The sequence below is a fragment of the Albimonas donghaensis genome, from assembly GCF_900106695.1.
Lineage (GTDB): Bacteria > Pseudomonadota > Alphaproteobacteria > Rhodobacterales > Rhodobacteraceae > Albimonas > Albimonas donghaensis.
In genome coordinates this window covers 1-16,944 of record NZ_FNMZ01000011.1, presented here as the reverse complement: position 1 = coordinate 16,944, position 16,944 = coordinate 1, and the positions used below count along the sequence as shown (strand labels likewise).

Annotated in this window: 15 protein-coding genes, 1 tRNA gene and 1 pseudogene; 7 read left to right on the top strand and 10 right to left on the bottom strand. The window is 62.1% G+C overall.

Annotated elements, in window-relative coordinates; all coding sequences use genetic code 11:
* Positions 1-108: 108 nt before the first annotated feature.
* Entirely contained in the window at positions 109-894 is a 786-nt protein-coding gene (locus BLV24_RS22935) for a YcbK family protein (RefSeq protein WP_342708005.1), read from the top strand.
* A 558-nt stretch (positions 895-1,452) separates the two neighbouring features.
* Here BLV24_RS22935 and BLV24_RS19240 read toward each other — a convergent pair.
* The 7 genes and pseudogenes from BLV24_RS19240 to rplU form a co-directional block, all read right to left on the bottom strand.
* The gene (locus BLV24_RS19240) at positions 1,453-2,745 is read right to left on the bottom strand and encodes a glutamate-5-semialdehyde dehydrogenase (protein ID WP_092684888.1); all 1,293 of its coding nucleotides are present in this window, start codon (positions 2,743-2,745) and stop codon (positions 1,453-1,455) included.
* Entirely contained in the window at positions 2,742-3,893 is a 1,152-nt protein-coding gene (gene proB / locus BLV24_RS19235) for a glutamate 5-kinase (protein WP_218133482.1), read from the bottom strand. Before proB ends, BLV24_RS19240 begins: the two co-directional genes overlap by 4 nt.
* A gap of 65 nt (positions 3,894-3,958) precedes the next feature.
* Complete coding sequence (gene obgE / locus BLV24_RS19230) at positions 3,959-5,011, bottom strand: GTPase ObgE (protein WP_092684886.1); 1,053 nt, start codon at positions 5,009-5,011, stop codon at positions 3,959-3,961.
* The gene (locus BLV24_RS19225) at positions 5,008-6,078 is read right to left on the bottom strand and encodes a GNAT family N-acetyltransferase (protein ID WP_176954840.1); all 1,071 of its coding nucleotides are present in this window, start codon (positions 6,076-6,078) and stop codon (positions 5,008-5,010) included. The genes obgE and BLV24_RS19225 overlap by 4 nt, the downstream gene beginning before the upstream one ends.
* Positions 6,057-6,641: a GNAT family N-acetyltransferase gene (locus BLV24_RS19220; protein WP_092684882.1), complete on the bottom strand. Its 585-nt coding sequence runs from the start codon at positions 6,639-6,641 to the stop codon at positions 6,057-6,059. Before BLV24_RS19220 ends, BLV24_RS19225 begins: the two co-directional genes overlap by 22 nt.
* A gap of 188 nt (positions 6,642-6,829) precedes the next feature.
* A complete protein-coding gene (gene rpmA, locus BLV24_RS19215) occupies positions 6,830-7,102 on the bottom strand; it encodes a 50S ribosomal protein L27 (protein ID WP_092684880.1) in 273 nt (90 codons plus the stop codon).
* Between the two features lie 28 nt (positions 7,103-7,130).
* Positions 7,131-7,511, bottom strand: a pseudogene (gene rplU / locus BLV24_RS19210) (50S ribosomal protein L21); the annotation flags it as partial.
* A gap of 436 nt (positions 7,512-7,947) precedes the next feature.
* Here rplU and BLV24_RS19205 point away from each other — a divergent pair.
* From BLV24_RS19205 to BLV24_RS19195, 3 genes are all read left to right on the top strand, one after another.
* A tRNA-Ser gene (locus BLV24_RS19205) sits at positions 7,948-8,037 on the top strand.
* A 90-nt stretch (positions 8,038-8,127) separates the two neighbouring features.
* Positions 8,128-9,765, top strand: coding sequence for a DUF6538 domain-containing protein (locus tag BLV24_RS19200; RefSeq protein ID WP_092685077.1), 1,638 nt, complete (start codon positions 8,128-8,130; stop codon positions 9,763-9,765).
* A gap of 367 nt (positions 9,766-10,132) precedes the next feature.
* Positions 10,133-10,681, top strand: a complete 549-nt coding sequence (locus BLV24_RS19195; RefSeq protein ID WP_143040369.1) for a hypothetical protein — start codon at positions 10,133-10,135, stop codon at positions 10,679-10,681.
* 69 nt (positions 10,682-10,750) lie between these two features.
* On the opposite strand, the gene BLV24_RS19190 is transcribed toward BLV24_RS19195, so the two are convergent.
* Positions 10,751-11,197, bottom strand: coding sequence for a helix-turn-helix domain-containing protein (locus BLV24_RS19190; RefSeq protein WP_092684874.1), 447 nt, complete (start codon positions 11,195-11,197; stop codon positions 10,751-10,753).
* A gap of 69 nt (positions 11,198-11,266) precedes the next feature.
* On the opposite strand from BLV24_RS19190, the gene BLV24_RS19185 reads away from it, so the two are divergent.
* From BLV24_RS19185 to BLV24_RS19175, 3 genes are all read left to right on the top strand, one after another.
* A complete protein-coding gene (locus BLV24_RS19185; RefSeq protein WP_143040368.1) occupies positions 11,267-11,530 on the top strand; it encodes a helix-turn-helix domain-containing protein in 264 nt (87 codons plus the stop codon).
* Positions 11,527-11,907 carry a hypothetical protein gene (locus BLV24_RS19180; protein ID WP_092684870.1) on the top strand — a complete coding sequence of 127 codons (381 nt, stop codon included), beginning with the start codon at positions 11,527-11,529 and terminating at the stop codon, positions 11,905-11,907. Before BLV24_RS19185 ends, BLV24_RS19180 begins: the two co-directional genes overlap by 4 nt.
* Positions 11,908-12,102: 195 nt before the next feature.
* Complete coding sequence (locus tag BLV24_RS19175; RefSeq protein ID WP_092684868.1) at positions 12,103-13,341, top strand: hypothetical protein; 1,239 nt, start codon at positions 12,103-12,105, stop codon at positions 13,339-13,341.
* Positions 13,342-13,358: 17 nt separating this feature from the next.
* Here BLV24_RS19175 and BLV24_RS19170 read toward each other — a convergent pair whose 3' ends face one another.
* Complete coding sequence (locus tag BLV24_RS19170) at positions 13,359-13,928, bottom strand: recombinase family protein (RefSeq protein ID WP_092684866.1); 570 nt, start codon at positions 13,926-13,928, stop codon at positions 13,359-13,361.
* A gap of 172 nt (positions 13,929-14,100) precedes the next feature.
* Positions 14,101-16,635, bottom strand: a complete 2,535-nt coding sequence (locus BLV24_RS19165) for an NACHT domain-containing protein (RefSeq protein ID WP_143040367.1) — start codon at positions 16,633-16,635, stop codon at positions 14,101-14,103.
* Between the last annotated feature and the right edge of the window lie 309 nt (positions 16,636-16,944).

Below are 16,944 nucleotides of genomic sequence, written 5' to 3'. Positions count from 1 at the left end.
GCCTCGGTCACAGAGAGCGGGGATTGCCTGCAAGGGTAGGGCAAACAGGCGCCGCCGGCGAGGTCCGGCACCTTCCCCTAGCGGAGAATTGCTTAACGCCGTGGGAATATGGCCGCATTCTCGGCGGCGCCTTCCGGATCGCGGCGGGGCGATCCGCCCAGCGGCGCCTCGCACCCGGCGTCAAGCCGGCGCCCGCGGGTCCGCTTCGGCGTCCGGCGCCTCCTATCTGCAACTTTGCAGCGCGCTATCATCATGTTAACCTCGAAGGGTCCATTGAAATGGCCGAGGGACAACGGCCGAAGGACGAACGAGGCGGACATAGTGACAGAAATCTGCAGCGGGCGACTCAGCCGGCGCGGCGCGATTGCGGCGTTGGTCGGCGTGACGGCGGCGGTTTGGGCGAGCCCCGGACTTGCGGCCCCGGCGATCAATATCGGCAAGGGACAGTTCCGGAGAATCCGGTTCACCAACCCGCGGCTTCAGGAGAAGCTCGACGTGGTGTACTGGGTCGACGGGCAATATGTCCCGGAGGCGCTCGATGAAGTGAGCGCCATCCTGCGTGACTGGCGCGCCGAACTGGTCAAACCCTACCACGAGAACGTCATCGACGTGCTGGCGGCGGTGCATCGCAAGCTCGACACGGCCGAGCCGTTCGAGGTGGTCTCGGGCTATCGCAGCCCGCAGACCAATGCGGCGATGCGTCGGAACCGGTCGGGGGTGGCGCGCAACAGCTACCACACCCGCGCGATGGCGGTGGACCTGAAGCTCAAGGGCCGCTCGATCCGTCAGATCGCCGGCGCGGGCAAGGCGCTTTGCGGCGGCGGGGTCGGTACCTACTCGCGCTCGGGCTTCGTGCATCTGGATTGCGGCCCGGTCCGCAGCTGGGGCGCCTGAGCGGCCCGCCGCGTCCCGAGCGGGGCGACCATGCCAACGGGGAGGCCGCGCCAGGCCTTCCCATGCCGGTCGGCCCGGCGAGGTTCGGGACGCCGCGCGACGACCCGTCCGCGGATGTCGTCCGCTCGCCCGCGCGGCGGGGCGAGGCAGGCGCCAGGCGTCACCGCCAAGGGGCGCGACCGCAGCCGCCCGACGGAAGGCGAGCGCGCGTTGCGCCGCCGTCGCCCCCCCACGAAGTCCCGACAATCCGAACGCCGGCAAGCCGGGCGAAGGCCGCCGCCCTGCCGAGCCCGAACGCTCACGACGCGAAAACCCGGGCCGCATTCCCACAAACTGGCGATGCCCCGCAGACCTGCGGCGGACCCGCCCGGGGGCGGAGCACAGGTCTCACCCGCGACCGCGCCCCGTGAAACGCGCCCGCCGCCCGGCATTCCCGTCCCGCCGCTGGCCGCCCGAAACGGCGCCGCCGGCACGGACGTCCAAGCGCCGCGCGGGCGCGACGCCGCCGCCCTCGGGACGGCCGACGCGCGGCTCCCCCCTCCGCCATCCGGCGCCGTCTCAGGGGCGCAGCGTGCCGTTCCCCTCGACGAGGTACTTGAACGAGGTCAGCTGCTCCGCCCCCACCGGACCGCGGGCATGCATCTTGCCGGTCGCGATCCCGATCTCCGCGCCGAAGCCGAACTCGCCGCCATCGGCGAACTGGGTCGAGGCGTTGCGCAGCAGGATGGCGCTGTCGAGCCGCCCGAAAAAGCGCTCGGCCACCGCGTCGTCCTCGGTCAGCACCGCCTCGGTATGCGACGAGCCATAGGTCCGGATATGGGCGATCGCCTCGTCCACATCCGCCACGACCTTCGCCGCCACGATCATGTCGAGATACTCCCGGCCCCAGTCCTCCGGCCCCGCCGCGACCACACGCGCGTCCAGCGCCTGCACGCCCGCGTCGCCGCGCACCTCGACGCCCGCGTCCAGAAGGTCGCCGATCACCCCGGCGCCGTGAGCGGCGAGGAAGTCCCGATGGAACAGCAGGCACTCCGCCGCGCCGCAGATGCCGGTGCGCCGGGTCTTGGCGTTGACGATCACCGCGCGGGCCTTCTCGGGGTCCGCGGCGGCGTCGGCGTAGATGTGGCAGATGCCCTCCAGATGCGCGAAGACCGGCACCCGCGCATCCGACTGCACCCGCCCCACCAGTCCCTTGCCGCCGCGGGGCACGATCACGTCGATCAGGCCCGGCATGGCCAGCATCTCGCCCACCGCGGCGCGGTCGCGGGTCGGCACGCGCTGGATCGCGGTCTCGGGCAGGCCCGCGGCGCGCAGTCCCGCGACCAGGGCCGCGTGGATGGCGCCCGAGGAATGAAAGCTCTCGGAGCCGCCGCGCAGGATCGCGGCGTTGCCGGATTTCAGGCACAGCCCGCCCGCGTCGGCGGTGACGTTGGGCCGGCTTTCGTAGATCACGCCGATCACGCCCAGCGGCGTCGCGACCTTGCGGAAATGCAGGCCGTTGGGCTGGTCCCATTCCGCCAGCACCCGCCCCAGCGGATCGGGCTGGGCCGCGACCTCGCGCAGCCCGCCGGCAATCGCGCCGACCCGCCCCGCGTCCAGCATCAGCCGGTCCATCATCGCCGCGCTCAGCCCCTTGGCGCGGCCGAATTCCATGTCCGCCGCGTTGGCGTCGAGGATCGCGGGAACCGTGTCCTCCAGCGCCTCGGCCGCCGCCAGCAGCGCCGCGTCGCGGGTCGCGCCCGAAGCGTAGGAGAGCTCGGCCGCGGCCGCCTTCGCCGCTTCGCCGATGCCGCGCATCAGGGTCGGAATGTCGAGCGCCTCGTCCCGGTCGATCTCCGTCGCCACAGTCATCGCGCGCTCCCTTCCTCGATCTCCGCGGAGGCCTCGGCCCCCTGCGCATCCCATATAACCATGTTGTCGCTATGCGCGACCTCGGCGCGGGCCGGGTGGCCCAGCGCTTCCTCAAGCTCGCGCGACTGGCGCCCGATGATGGCCAGCGCCTCCTCGGCCGGATAGCCGACCAGCGCCGCGCCGACGCTGTCGCCGGTCTCGGTCACGATGGCCACCGGATCGCCGCGGGTGAAGTCGCCCTCCACCCCGCGCAATCCTGCGGGCAGCAACGAGGCGCCGCGGCGCAACGCCCGGGCCGCGCCCGCGTCCACCACCAGCCGCCCCACCGGCTTCATGCCGGCGATCCATTGCTTGCGCGCGGTCAGCGGGCTGGCCTCGGCCCGGAACAGCGTCGCGGGGGCGCCGGCCAGCAGGGCCGCGACCGGGCGGTCGGTCTCGCCCTTGCAGATCACCATGGCGCAACCGCCGCGCATCGCGGTCTTGGCGGCGAGCAGCTTGGTGCGCATCCCCCCCGAGCCCGCGTCCGAGCCGACGCCCGCGCCCATCGCCTCGATCTCCGGCGAGATGCGGTCGACGGCGTCGAAGCGCCGGGCGCCGGGATCGCGCCGCGGGTCGCCGGTATAAAGCCCGTCGACATCCGAGAGCAGCACCAGCATGTCCGCGCCGGCCATCAGCGCCACGCGCGCGGCCAGCCGGTCGTTGTCGCCGAACTTGATCTCGTCCGTGGCGACCGTGTCGTTTTCGTTGATCACCGGCATGACGCCGAAGCCCAGAAGCGTGCGCAGGGTCGCCCGGCCATTGAGGTAACGGCGCCGGTCGCGGGTGTCGTCCAGCGTCAGCAGCACCTGGGCCGCGGGGATGCCATGGGGCGCGAGCACTTCCGAATAGGCCTGGGCCAGCAGGATCTGCCCCACCGCGGCGGCCGCCTGCGCATGCTCCAGCGCCAGCGCCCCGCGGGGGAGCCCCAGCGCCCGGCGCCCCAGCGCGATGGAGCCGGAGGACACCACCAACGCCTCCGCCCCCCCCGCGCGCAGCGCGGCGATGTCGGCGGCGACGCCTTCCAGCCACGACCGGCGCAGCTTGCCGGTTTCCGCGTCCACCAGCAGGGCCGAGCCGATCTTGATCACCAGCCGCGAGGCGCCCGCCACCGCGGCGGCGGCGGCGGTCCCGTCCCCGCCCGTCGCGCCCGAAACGCCCGCCGCACCGTCGGAGGTCAGGGCCGCCAAGGCTCGTCCTCCGCCATGCGGCCGTCCTCATCCACGCCGGCATCGGCGCGGCGCTTGGCCATGACCTCGCGCCGCAACCGGCGCAGGGCTTCCAGCACATTGGTCCCGGCCACGCCGGACATGGGCAGAACCCGCTCGGCGCCGGCCTCGGCCAGGGCGGCGAGCTTCTCCTCCAGCTCCTCCTCGGTCAGCGCGTCGATCTTGTTGAGCGCCGTCACGCAGGGCTTGTCGGCGATGCCGGCGCCATAGGCCTCCAGCTCGGCCCGGATCACTTTCCAGTCGGCCACCACGTCCTCGCCGGTGGCGTCGATCAGGTGCAGCAGCACCGCGCAGCGCTCGATATGGCCGAGGAACTGGTCGCCCAGCCCCCTGCCCTCGCTCGCGCCTTCGATCAGGCCGGGGATGTCGGCGATCACCAGCTCGGTGTCATCGACACCCGCCACGCCGAGATTCGGGTGAAGCGTGGTGAACGGGTAGTCCGCGATCTTGGGCCGGGCGTTGGAGACCGCGGCGAGGAAGGTGGACTTGCCGGCGTTGGGCAGCCCGGCGAGCCCCGCATCCGCGATCAGCTTCAGGCGCAGCCAGAGCGTGCGCTCCACCGCCTCCTGCCCCGGATTGGCGCGGCGCGGGGCGCGCTGCACGGAGGTCTTGAAGTGCAGGTTGCCGAAGCCGCCATTGCCGCCCTTGGCCAGCAGGGCGCGGTCGCCGAGCTGGGTGAGGTCGGCGATCACCGTCTCCTCGTCCTCGTCGAGGATCTCGGTGCCCACGGGCACCTTGAGGATGATGTCGTCGCCATCGGCGCCGGTGCGCTGACGGCCCGCGCCGGGGCGGCCGTTGCCGGCGAAAAAATGCTGCTGGTAGCGGAAGTCGATCAGGGTGTTGAGCCCGTCCACCGCCTCCGCCCACACGTCGCCGCCGCTGCCGCCGTCGCCGCCGTCCGGGCCGCCCATCTCGATGAACTTCTCGCGGCGGAACGACACGCAGCCGTTCCCGCCGGCGCCGGACCGGATGTAAACCTTGGTGAGATCGAGAAATTTCATGCCGCGCTCCTGCTGCCCGGTTCAAGTTCGGCGGCCAGCGCCGCGGCGAGCGCCCCGCGGGTCAGCGCGAAGCGGCGGATGGGAGCGGCGACCGGACGGGCGGGGGCCGCGCCCTCCGTCCCCCCGATATCGCGAAATCCCAGCGAGGTCAGCAACCCGCGCGAGGCGGCGTCGTCCTCGAACGCCCCGGCCGCCAGTTCGGGCAGCGCGAAACGGTCCATGGCGAAGGGCAGGAAGGCGGCCATCGCCTCCCGCGCATAGCCCCGCCCGCGCCAGAGCGGGCCGAGCCGGACCGAGACGTCCGGCGCCCCGGTCTCGGGCGCGGGCGAAAGCCCGACCTCCCCGATCAGCCGCCCGCCCAACCGCACGCCCAGCCCGAAGCCGGGCCGGTCGCGGAAGGCGGCCCGCGCGATGCGCGCGGCGGCGGCCTCCGGGGACATGGGATGCGCCGCGGTCATGGTCATGCGGGCCGAGACCGGATCGCTCAGCGCCGCCAGCGCCGGGGCCTCGGCCGCGGTCATCGGGCTGAGGATCAGACGGGGCGTGCGCAGGGTCAGCCGCCGCGTCGCGACCCAGCTTTCCAGGTCCAGCTCCAGGTCGATCTGGTCGACCTCCCCGCCCCGGCCCACCGAATGCGCGCGCGAGGCCCCGATGCGCCGGAAGCCCAGCGAGGTCAGCACCCGCAGCGAGGCTGGGTTGTCGGCGAAGACCGAACCCTCGATCCGGCCGCAGCGCAGCGCGCCGAAGGCGTGGACGCAGAGCGCGCCGGCGGCCTCGCGCGCATAGCCCCGGCCCCGGGCGCGGGCGCCCAGCCAGTAGCCAATCCCCCGCGGCCCGATCCCGCAGATCCCCTGCGGCGCGCCGTCGTCGATGACCCGGACCAGTTCGTCGGCCATGGCCATGCTGACCAGCGCGTCGCGCAGCGCATCGGGCGGGTTGGGGTTGGGAATGCGCGTGGTCATGCGCGCCACGTCCGGGTCGGAGCTGAGCTCCGCCAGGGTGGCGATATCCGAAGGCCGCGGCGCCCGAAGGCGCAGCCGCGGCGTCATGAGGTCTGGCGTCGCCATCTCTCCCGATCCAGCCGGTAGCGCCACAGGGGCGCGACGGCGCCCCGGGCGGCGCTCCATGCCTCCCCGTCGCCGACATAATCGAAGCCCGCCCGGGTCAGCACATGGGCCGAAGCGGCGGCGTTGTCCTGGTAGACCTGGGCGGTGACCGCCTCGGCCCCAGCGTCGAACAGCGCGGCGCAGACCGCCGTGGCCGCCTCCGTCGCGTAGCCCGTGTTCCAGAATGGCGGCCCCACCACGTAGGACAGCCGCCAGACAACCGTCCCCTCCTCCGCCGCGCGGTTGAGGAACACCAGCCCCACCATCTCCGCGCCGTCCGAACGGCTCGCGTCCATGACGTAGAGCGGCCCGGAGCGGCGTCCGGCCAGCGCCCGTTCGATCATCTGCTCGGCGGCGCCGGGCGGGAACGGGTGCGGGATCAGGGCCAGCGATTTCGCCACCCGCGCGTCGCCGAGATAGAGCGACATCATCCCCGCGTCCCGCGGTCGCGGCGCGCGCAGCACGAGCCGATCGGACTCGATCGTGGCGGGCAGTTTCAGTCCGTCCGTCATCGCCGCGAACATGGCGCTTTCCTTCCCTGCATCAGGGCTCGCCCGGCGGGCGAGGCGTCTCCCCACGGGGACCGCGCGTCTCTTGCGGACGGCTTCGGCCGGCGCGGCGCGCGGGCACGGGCCCGGACGCCGGAAAGAGTCGAGGGCCGGCGGGGTTGCGCCCCGCCGGCCCTCTGGTGAATTCGGCCCTGTCGGGGTGTTTACTCGGCGGCCTCGGCCACCGGCGGAATCACCGAAACGAAGGTGCGGCCCTTGAAGCCCTTGGAGAACTTCACGGCGCCCTCGACGGTCGCGAACAGGGTGTGGTCCTTGCCCATGCCGACGTTCTCACCCGGATACCAGGTGGTGCCGCGCTGACGGATCAGGATGTTGCCGGGGATGACGGCTTCGCCGCCATACTTCTTGACGCCAAGGCGACGGCCTGCGGAGTCGCGGCCGTTGCGGGAGGAGCCGCCTGCCTTTTTATGAGCCATCTCGATGTCTCCTTGCTGACGGTTACTCGGCCGCGACGGCCTTGGGGGCCGAAGCGGCGCCGACGGCGGCCTTGACGCCGGTGGCGTCGCCGCCGGTGGCGAGGATCTCGGTGATCTTCACCCGCGCGTAATTCTGACGATGGCCCTTGCGGCGGGCCGAGGAGTGCTTCCGGCGGCGGCGCTTGAACGAGATCACCTTGGGACCCTTGGTGAACTCGAGCAGCTCGGCCTGCACGGCGGCGCCTTCGATGAAGGGCGCGCCGATCGAGGGCTCGCCCTCGCCGACCAGCATCAGCACCTCGTTGAACTGCACGGTCTCGCCGGCCTCGGCGGCCAGGAGCTCGACTTCCAGTTCGTCGCCGGCGGCGACCTTGTACTGCTTGCCGCCCGTCTTGATGACAGCGAACATCGCGTCTTCCTTCAAACTTCCGCGTCCTGCGGCGCCGCTTTCGCGAACTTCATGGAGAGGACGTCGGACCTCTTCGGCCCCCTGCCCGCTCCGCCCCGGACGGCGCGCCCCCGGTCGGGGACGTGCGGCGCCTGTCGCGCCAGACAAGATCGCGCCGAGAGAGACCCCAACGCGACCGGAGCCGGGCTTATGCCGTCGGCGCATTGGGATGTCAAGCCGGCGAGGATGGCGTCGGTGTCAGGCGCTCCCCTCGCCGCGCGGCCCGCCTTCGCCGGCCGGGTTCCCGCGCGCGAACCTGCTCTCCGGGCTCTCCGGGCGCCCTGAACATGCCGGGGCGCCGGGGCCCGGCGGATACCTTGCGGAACCTGTCGCGTCGCCTCTTGCATCCGCCCGCGCCCCCCGCTAGGAGTGCGCCCGTCCCGACCACGGGATCAATGGAGAGGTGCCGGAGTGGTCGAACGGGGCGGTCTCGAAAACCGTTGTGGGGGTGACCCCACCCAGGGTTCGAATCCCTGTCTCTCCGCCAATACTCCAGAAAAGTTCCAGATTCCAAAAAGCAACGCCATCTCATGCGGTTGGCGTTGCTGGGTGCTCCGAAAACCTGTTACAGTTCGGCATGGCAATACGACGAAAAAACGTAGGTCTGTGGCGACGTGGGCGCATGTGGTATGCCCGCGTTCAGGTTCCCTCCGATCTCCAAGATCACTTCGGTCGGATTGAGTTCGTCGAGAGCCTCAAGACCGAGAACCACGGCGAAGCCGAGCTTCGCTGGCTCGAAGTTCGCGCGAAACACCTCAATAATTTCGAGGTAGCCCGCAAGAAAATACGTGGTGATTACCGCCATGTGGATGCTCTCACGTCCGATGAAATTATCCAACTTGGACGAGAGGTTTATAATTATTTTGAAAAAAAGGAGCTACTTTCAGAGAGCACCGGAGGCTCAATTTCTGATGCGGACTGGGATCGCCATGTTCAATCGCACAAGGAAATGCTTGCTGAGATCGAAAGGTCGTTCTCTCGACATGGTGTGCGCGATATCTTTGCAACCAATTTCGCGGATCAAATCCTAGAACGTAACCTCATTCGCCTAAAAACAGAAAGCGAGAGCTACCAGCGGCTTTGCCGAACCGTGATGGATGCTGCTTTGGAAGTTCAGCGACGTATCGTTTCTCGATTGGAGGGTCGCGAGTTCCCCAGTCGGATCGATCCTCGCTTTGTGGATGGCGATGGCCAGACAAAGCCGTTTGTGTCACTTCGGCAAGGCAACGTCTCTCTTCGATCAAAAGACAATTTGCGCACGTTGATCGAGGAATATGTCAACATCGACCACCGGCATCGAACCGAGAAGACGCGGAAATCTCTGCACAGCTACCTTTCCACCATGGCGGCAATCGTCGGGCCAGATCGAGATGTTGCGTCGATTACCCGTCGGGACTGCCTTGACGCTCGTAGGATCATTACCGCACTGCCGAGGGACGCCACTAAACTTCGCAACCTACACGAACTTTCGCATGAAGATATAACGCATAAGGCGAAGGCAAATAATTTGAAGACTCTCTCGCCGCAAGGTATGAATAATTATCTAAATTCTTTTTTGGCATTTCTCCGTTGGTGTGAGCGTTCAGGTATTATTGAAAAGATTCCTATTCATGCGGAGTATTTCAGGGTGGTAGACCCTATACCGAAACATGAAAAACGACTCCCTTTCACTGCTGATCACCTCAAGATAATATTCAATTCTGACGTATACACTGCGGGTCATGCCGATGGATCGACCTACTGGGTTCCGTTGATCGCTTTATGGAATGGCATGCGATCAAATGAAATCTGCCAACTCGACGTATCTGATGTTAGACTGATCGGAGACGTGTGGGTCTTTGACATTTCCGCAAGCAGCACCTCCAAAAATAGCGACAAATTCGTCAAAACACAAAGCTCAATAAGAGCGATACCGATCCATCCTTTCCTGATTAAGTGCGGGTTTCTCCGGTTTCACGCATCAAAGGCCTCTAGTGGGAAAATGTTTGATGATATTACGCGCGGGTCTGATGGCTATTACTCTACGAATTTTTCAAAACGTATAAATCGAAAATTTAGAGAGCTTGGCGTCAACGATGAAAAACACAAGTTCCACAGCTTTCGTCATAACTTTCGAGATGAAACGAGACGAGTAGAAATGGAAGCGGGTATTGCGAAGGCCTTGGGCGGATGGACAAATCGAAATACGGACGCGTTTGAAATATATGGCAAATGATATAGCCTTGATCATTTGAATTATGCCATTAAAAAAGTGGCGTATCCAGAAATTGATTTTTCTCATATTAAAAACCTGAATATTAATGATCCTGACATCGGGCCTAGAAGAGCATAAGTTTTTCCCCTTTCATTCATTTTCTCCTATTGTTACCAACAACTCCAAAAACGTTTCGGAAATGCCGTTGCGGAGTTAAGCTGCATGGCAGCCTGAAGGCCATGAATCTGAGCAATGAATCGATTTTTGATCGGAATTCTAGATTATCAGAATATTTCGGTAACCTTCTCCAATACAACTTTTCCCGATTCTACGGGTCAATACTTGAATAAAAAAATTTTCTTAGGTCTATCGAAGGTGGAGGTGGCTAATGATTCTGATTTCTTTTTTGCTTGCGGTCAGTGGGTTCCTCACTGGCCTTTCTGGTCGACGCCGATGGTCGGTGATGGTCACCTCCGGGATGATCGCATGTCTCGTCCCGTTTGCTGCCTGGTCGATCCTGATGCTCGCGGGGGGCCTGATCACCGCCGCGGCACCGCTGCTGCCGAAGGCCTTCCCGCATCGTCCCGACATCACGGTGCTTGTCCTGTCCTCCGCCCCGCTGGCGGCCCTCTGGGCGGGAGGATGGATAAGGGACCGACGATCCCAGCTTCGCCTGCACCGGATCACCACGATGGACCCGCGAGGGTTCGTAGAGGAGATCGACAGGTTGGCCAATCACCCCGGACTGGCCGGACACGATTGGCTGGAGACCCGCTGGTCCAGGTGGACGCAGCAGCAAAAGCGAGCGTGGGTCTCGCGCCGCATGACCTCCCTCCGCGCTCTCCACAGGGAGAGCGCCGGGTTGGGTTTCTCTCGCCTCGGACGCAGGGCTGCGGATCGCTTAAGTGTATTTGATACGCCGCCGGAGCAGGAGTGATTGCAAGCCGTTCTCCTGGGCTCTGGGCCGGACGCCCTCATAGCCCCGTTGGCAGAATTTGCATCCCATCTACCGCATCAAGGCCGCAGAGACGTAGTCGACATGCTGGGCCTGGGAGAAGCTGACCGCGGCACCGGGATCGGCCAGGAGACGTTCGACCTCCCGTCGGTATACCTGCACGACCAGGTCCGCGACCTTCGCCGGAGATGGTTTGACCCGCATCGTTCGTGCGGTCTCCAGCACCAGCAGGACCGCCGCATGCATCCGGTCCTGATCGACCATCCCGGGCATCCCGGTGAGTTGTCCTTCGAAGATATCCTGAATCTTGACCTGATAGAGTCTGGCCAGCACCTCGATCCTATCCGCGGCGACGCCGGAGACCGCGGTTTCCATCCGGGAGAGCGATGCGGTCGAAATCCCGAGATGCCGCGCCGCCTCGTCCAGCGACATGCCGCGAGCTTCCCTCGCCTTGCGAAGGGTGGAGGCGATCCGGGCTCTGGAGGGTGCGTCAGCCATGAGAGTCGGATTGCATAAAATGTAATTCTCCGCCAGCCCCGTCGGGGCTTCGAGAAGAACCCGAAGGGGTTGACGAATCCTTACGAAAACCGCAATTCGCAAATCATGAAGCTAGGCGATTGGTTGCGGATGAATGGGGTCCCTGCGGTGCGCTTCGCCGAAAGCGTCGGCACGACGCCTGCCACCATCTCCCGCGTGGTGAACGGTCAGGTGGTGCCGCGACGGGCGTTGATGGCGGCGATCATCGAGGCCACCGACAGGCAGGTCACCGCGGGAGACCTTGTCGGGATCGGACTAACGTCAGGTGAGCGTGATCGAGGGGGGAAGGCGTGACGAACGCTTCGGAAGACGATCAGCCCGCGGGCTGCGTGCAGGGATGTTTCGCGATCATCGTGCTGTTGGTGACCGGAGGGTCTTTGCTGGTCCTGGTCTGGCTGCTGTTCGGGGGCATCGTCACCGGATTGATCAACGTCGTGGCATATCCGGGATATGAATCCTGCCAGACGCAGGTCCGTGCCGGGTTGAGAGAACCCAGTTCGGGAGAATTCTCGTGGCCCCCTACGACCCGTGAGCACCGATCCGATCCGAACCGGTGGGCCTACATGTTCGAGGTCAGCGCCCGAAACGGGTTCGGAGGTCGGAATACCCGGACCATGACCTGTGAGATCGATGATACCGGCGAGACCATGCGGGTCTATGTGCAGTGGTAACCGGGGGCGTGACCGACGAGTTCCATCACCTCTGATCAGCCTTCAGGAAAGCACGAATTCGCTGGACATCAAGGTGGCGCGGCAATCCGACCCCTAGCCAAAGAAAAAGATTCAGGGTGCCGCCGTCGCCCCCGATGCCGGAGCTACCTATCTGCGGGGGGAGACACGCTCATTTCCGCAGACAGGAGATTAATCATGGAAAAAAAGAAGAAGGGTGATCTATGCGTTACCCTGAACCTTCAGGCGATCTACGAGCAGAGGCTTTCAGCGACGGACGGAAAGGTCGAAAGGGCCTTGGGTGTCCGCGGACCCTTCTCGGAGTCGTTCAAGAACCTGATCAGAAGCGATTGCGAGGGGATTCTTCAGAGCGAGTTCCTTGTCAAAGACCTGAAGATGTTCAAGCACACCCTCAATGCACTGAACCGCGACCCGCATCATAACCGAGCCCGCGACCTGAGCGAGATGTTCAGCGGCGATCCGGGGCGCTCCGGATACGATAGTATCCTCTGCCCCCTCGCCCGGCAGGTCCATGGGCTGAATCTCATGACCGGGGCCACCCGGTATTTCTTTCCGGAGGTTCGGAACCAACTCTATTTCCTCACGGTGGTAATGGACTTCGCCCCCGACCTGGAAACGCTGGCCAAGCAAATCGGTGACGCCCGTCTGTCGATGCAGAAGATCGGCGAGGCCATGACCAATAGCCGACGTGGCATCGTCATGTTCGGCACGTTCGAGCCCGACCTTCGTTCCGGGGAGGACTTTATAAAACGAAAAGCACTCAGCAAGGCTGCCGGAGACCTCGGCTGGGTGGTGGACGATGCAGGTGGATGGGTGCTCAGCAGCCACCTCATTGTTCGGGCCGTGGATGTGGCCCCACTGAAGGCGGCTCTAAAGAAAACCTTTCCAGCAAATGGCTGGCGGCGAGTTCATTTGAGGCCATTCGATAGAAACAAGACTGTTCTGGGAAACCTTTTGAAGCTGGTGAAATATGTGTCCAAGGCCAGCCCATCGATAGGTGCTCTCAATTCTGGAAATGTGAAAATGGACCCAAGCAACCTTGATCGGAATCTCAGAACAACCGTTCTCGGTCCTCAGGTGCCGGTGTCGTCCATCCCCGATGAAATAGACCGCGATCATGCAATCCGTCAGTTGGCGATATTTCTCCACGATACCGGGTTTGATAAACTGACGTTTTCCTACGAGTCCGGGTATGCTCAGGAATGGTATACTCACAAGGAAACGTTAATGTTCCTGAATGAGGGATGGCTTGAGAACTTGCACGGCTACTGCAAGGTCGAAGTTCACCGCAGCGACGACACGCACGGACCGAAGCCACGGCGCGTCACTCGGGAGCTTACCTACAAGTCTGCGGACGTGCCCGAACCGACCCGCGTCTATGTAGGGACCTCCGTGGGTATCAGCTTGGCCATCTGACACACAACACATTAGCATCACCCCGCCGGGGCCACATCCCGGCGGGCGGGACAGTGACGGTAGAGGGTGGCCACGGAAACCCCCAAGACGGTGGCGACCTCGGTGGCCGGACGCCCATCCTCCAGCAGGTTCCGTGCCGCGGCGATCTTCTCTCCGGTCATCTTCACGGGACGACCTCCAACCCGTCCTCGCTTCCTCGCAGCGTCGAGACCGACCCGGGTTCGCTCACGGATCAGGTCCCGTTCGAACTCCGCGATGGCCCCGAAGATGTGGAACACGAGTCTCCCGCCAGGGGTGCCGGTGTCGATCTCTTCGGTCAGGCTCTTCAATCCAACCCGTCTCTGGTTAAGATCGGCGACCAGCCCGGTCAGGTGCTGCAGGGATCGCGCCACCCGGTCCAGCTTGAGCGAGACCAGCACGTCCCCGGGGCGGGCATAGGCCAGTGCCTCCTGGAGAACCGGACGATCATCGCGGGCACCCGATGCGACCTCCGAGAAGACCCTCTCGCATCCCGCCCTGTGGAGGGCGTCAAGTTGGCCATCGAGAGACTGGTCCTTGGTCGACACACGAGCATACCCAACCAGCATTCCGGTCCTCTCGATTCTTGAAACTCATCTGAATATACGGGGATCAGTGCTGGGTTTTAAGAGAGTATATTGAGACTGCTTCGGCTCAGTGATTTGGTGTGTCGGTCAGGACCCGATTTGATTATCGAAAACGACCGATTAACGCAGTCGGGAAATGCGAGAACATTGCGAACTAGCGTTGCTCAAGGAACGCTGCGATCCGAATGTCTAGTTCTTCGCGTTCAAAGGTTCCGACGACATTCCGCCCCTCCGCAGTTAAGCTCACCATGGTTTGCCGCTGCGTAGCCAATCCACTCTTGATCAAATGGTTTAAGAATTGCCTAGCCAACTGGGGGTCACGCTGAGCCTCGCCCCTTTGGGTCAAGCCCACTACTTGGTGATTCTTTTGCTGCGAAAGCCTACCCAAAATTTTTGAAATTACAGAGAATTTGGGATGGAACTGAAGGGTCTTAAATTTGGTCACGTCATCAGTGAATGCGCCAAAATAACGGAGAAATCCCTTCAAATCATCACCCTCCACCCGCAGCAGTTCCCGATCTATTCCAATTCGAGCGAAGATTATAGAGTCTGCGTCAAGTCCCTTAAAGTCTGCGCCGGTCAGATCACAATTATCAAAAATACATTCAATCAAAGCCGCACCTTCAAAATCTGCATTTCGCAGATTGCAGTGATTAAATACGGTGCTACCAATAATAGATGTATTGAATTTACTTTCTGAAAGATCACATCTATCGAACGTCAATTCTTCCAGTTCGCTTCCGGTGAAGTCAAAAAGGCAAATATCTGGGAAGCACTCGAGCCTAAAATTTAAGCGCGACAGCCTAACGTCATCTAGCGGAACGAACGCACTGCCGCCTGAAGTTGAATTGAAAAATGACAACGAGTGCTTTTCATTAAAGCGAGTCCCTCGTATTTCGAGAGCCTCCCAAAGCAAACAGAGTAACCGGCCGATACCGTGATACTGACTACGAGACTGCCAGAGTATCACGAGCTTTTGTAGTGCTGTTTCGATATCAGCGCTATCCATGGTAGCCACGAGGTGCTGCATCAACGCAGTTACTTTTGTTGAGGAATTCGCAGACCGAGCTTCGTCAAGGGACCGCAACATGGACCGTGCAGCCATAAATTCACGGAGCGAACTATGAGAAAATATCCAGCCGTCCCCACTCGCGGTGCGAGTAAGAGTAGCAGAGCTACGAAGGTCTTCAAACAATTGATCTATCGCGCGGCGTCGATCATCAGAATCTAGCATCCTAAGTTCTGAGTGAAATTCAGCATCAACTAATGTTCGAAACCTATCTTCCTTTATAACAGCGCCGTTGATCGTGGAAACTTCGAGTGCCAGTGACTCAAGGAAGGTTCGACGCTTTTGTGCCGACAGATCGGGTGATCTTATGAGGTCTCTAAGCATGAGCCTATCTACGATCACGCCATAGATTGACCACTCGGTTAGACCCTCCGATCCTGATGAGTCCTCATCCGCTCGAAGTTGGTCAAGAACATCAAGAAGATATGAAACAATGACTGGCTTTCCAGAAAGCGATGTCCTCTCTCCGGCCTCAGACGCCCTAAACACTCGATGTAGAACGCTTAAAACAATGTCACAGCCACCCGTATCGTCTCCCAACTTCCGCCGCACCAAAGCCTCTGTTTGGCCGGGATTCAAATCGCGCAGCGTTCTCTCAAAACGATTTAGCAGGTGTGACTCAATAAGAGAATCAACAGATTTCTCACGATCAACGATATCCTGCTGTAGACGCAAGACGGAAATTGATGAACCTGAAAGCTCATTATATAGAGCTTCAAAAACTCGTATCTCCTCGTCTTCCGTGAAATAATTTGGCCGACTAGTAAGAATCCCCCTTGCGCCATCTCTTGATAGCTCCGCGAGTGCCGCAAGGCAGTCTCTTCGCATTCTTGGCGTCATAAATTGCGCCATCTCGTCATACCCATCAAGCAGCAGTATCAATCTTTGCTGCCTGATTAGCTGAAAAATGAAGTCGATATTGATGTGACCAAGATTATTATTATCTAGAGCATGATGTATTAGTGCGCGAGCATCAAATTGCCGCGAGAAGTCACGAAGTGTGATCCTCAAGGGCAGTCGAAAAATAGGATTTTCAATGTATTCTTTTGTCCACCGATACTGAAGCACTTGCGTTAGACAAGTTTTTCCCGTCCCATACTCACCAAGAACTATAAGCCACCGCGCCTCTGGATCGTCGTCTTTTGCCCAAACGGTTAGCCAATCGGTTGCATAGTCGACACCATGACTGTCCTCAAAATTTGCTTCTTCATATACACCAGACAGATTAACTAGTTCGCCATTCGAGACAACGCTAGACGTATATTTTTCGTATCGCTCAAATTTTCGGAAGAATTGATCGTAAGTTTCGATATTTACACCCGCTTCTTCCGCTCGCTCGCGAACGCTGGGTGTAAATCCAGTAGAGGACACGATTATTAGCGCAGCGGAAGGCTCCCTTTTTGCAAGCAGAAGAAATTTACTCGCGTCTTTTCCATACTTCGTATTATCTACATACTCAATCGTTGCCTCAATAAATAGCCGTCGACCATATGGGTCACCAATTGGCACTGCAACTATGTCGACTTCGGCCCCGTGTATTTCTACGCCGAACTGCACATCATAGTTATTATTCTTAAGTAGCTGCCCAATGGCTGTTGGCAGGCTTCTTGCATCAAGCATTCTTGAGTTCCTAGATTCGTTTTCTCTGCTCGGGCTGGCAGCAGTAAACACGACTGGAAACGATAGGCATAGGACATCACGAGGCAAGTGCCGCCCAGTCCATATATGACGCCAGGGAAGGATTCTGTTACGACTCACTGATACGGTCCAAGTTGCGCGTTGCGCTTAAACTATTGAAAAATATAAACAAAAATCTGTCGGCAGAGTGTCCCCGTCTCTCCGCCAACACCCTTATGCTATTGATAGTTAATAGAAAATCGGGATGGACACATCGCCGCTGAGGTCCGTCTTGTACCACAAGGACGGCGG

Excerpts from the sequence above, each read along its gene's own strand:
- BLV24_RS19195 (WP_143040369.1), top strand. The coding sequence starts at position 10,133 with ATGATTCTGATTTCTTTTTTGCTTGCGGTCAGTGGGTTCCTCACTGGC.
- BLV24_RS19175 (WP_092684868.1), top strand. The coding sequence starts at position 12,103 with ATGGAAAAAAAGAAGAAGGGTGATCTATGCGTTACCCTGAACCTTCAG.
- BLV24_RS19240 (WP_092684888.1), bottom strand. The coding sequence starts at position 2,745 with ATGACTGTGGCGACGGAGATCGACCGGGACGAGGCGCTCGACATTCCG.
- BLV24_RS19200 (WP_092685077.1), top strand. The coding sequence starts at position 8,128 with ATGGCAATACGACGAAAAAACGTAGGTCTGTGGCGACGTGGGCGCATG.
- BLV24_RS19220 (WP_092684882.1), bottom strand. The coding sequence starts at position 6,641 with ATGTTCGCGGCGATGACGGACGGACTGAAACTGCCCGCCACGATCGAG.
- BLV24_RS19225 (WP_176954840.1), bottom strand. The coding sequence starts at position 6,078 with ATGGCGACGCCAGACCTCATGACGCCGCGGCTGCGCCTTCGGGCGCCG.
- BLV24_RS19165 (WP_143040367.1), bottom strand. The coding sequence starts at position 16,635 with ATGCTTGATGCAAGAAGCCTGCCAACAGCCATTGGGCAGCTACTTAAG.
- obgE (WP_092684886.1), bottom strand. The coding sequence starts at position 5,011 with ATGAAATTTCTCGATCTCACCAAGGTTTACATCCGGTCCGGCGCCGGC.
- BLV24_RS22935 (WP_342708005.1), top strand. The coding sequence starts at position 109 with ATGGCCGCATTCTCGGCGGCGCCTTCCGGATCGCGGCGGGGCGATCCG.
- BLV24_RS19170 (WP_092684866.1), bottom strand. The coding sequence starts at position 13,928 with ATGCTGGTTGGGTATGCTCGTGTGTCGACCAAGGACCAGTCTCTCGAT.
- rpmA (WP_092684880.1), bottom strand. The coding sequence starts at position 7,102 with ATGGCTCATAAAAAGGCAGGCGGCTCCTCCCGCAACGGCCGCGACTCC.
- BLV24_RS19190 (WP_092684874.1), bottom strand. The coding sequence starts at position 11,197 with ATGGCTGACGCACCCTCCAGAGCCCGGATCGCCTCCACCCTTCGCAAG.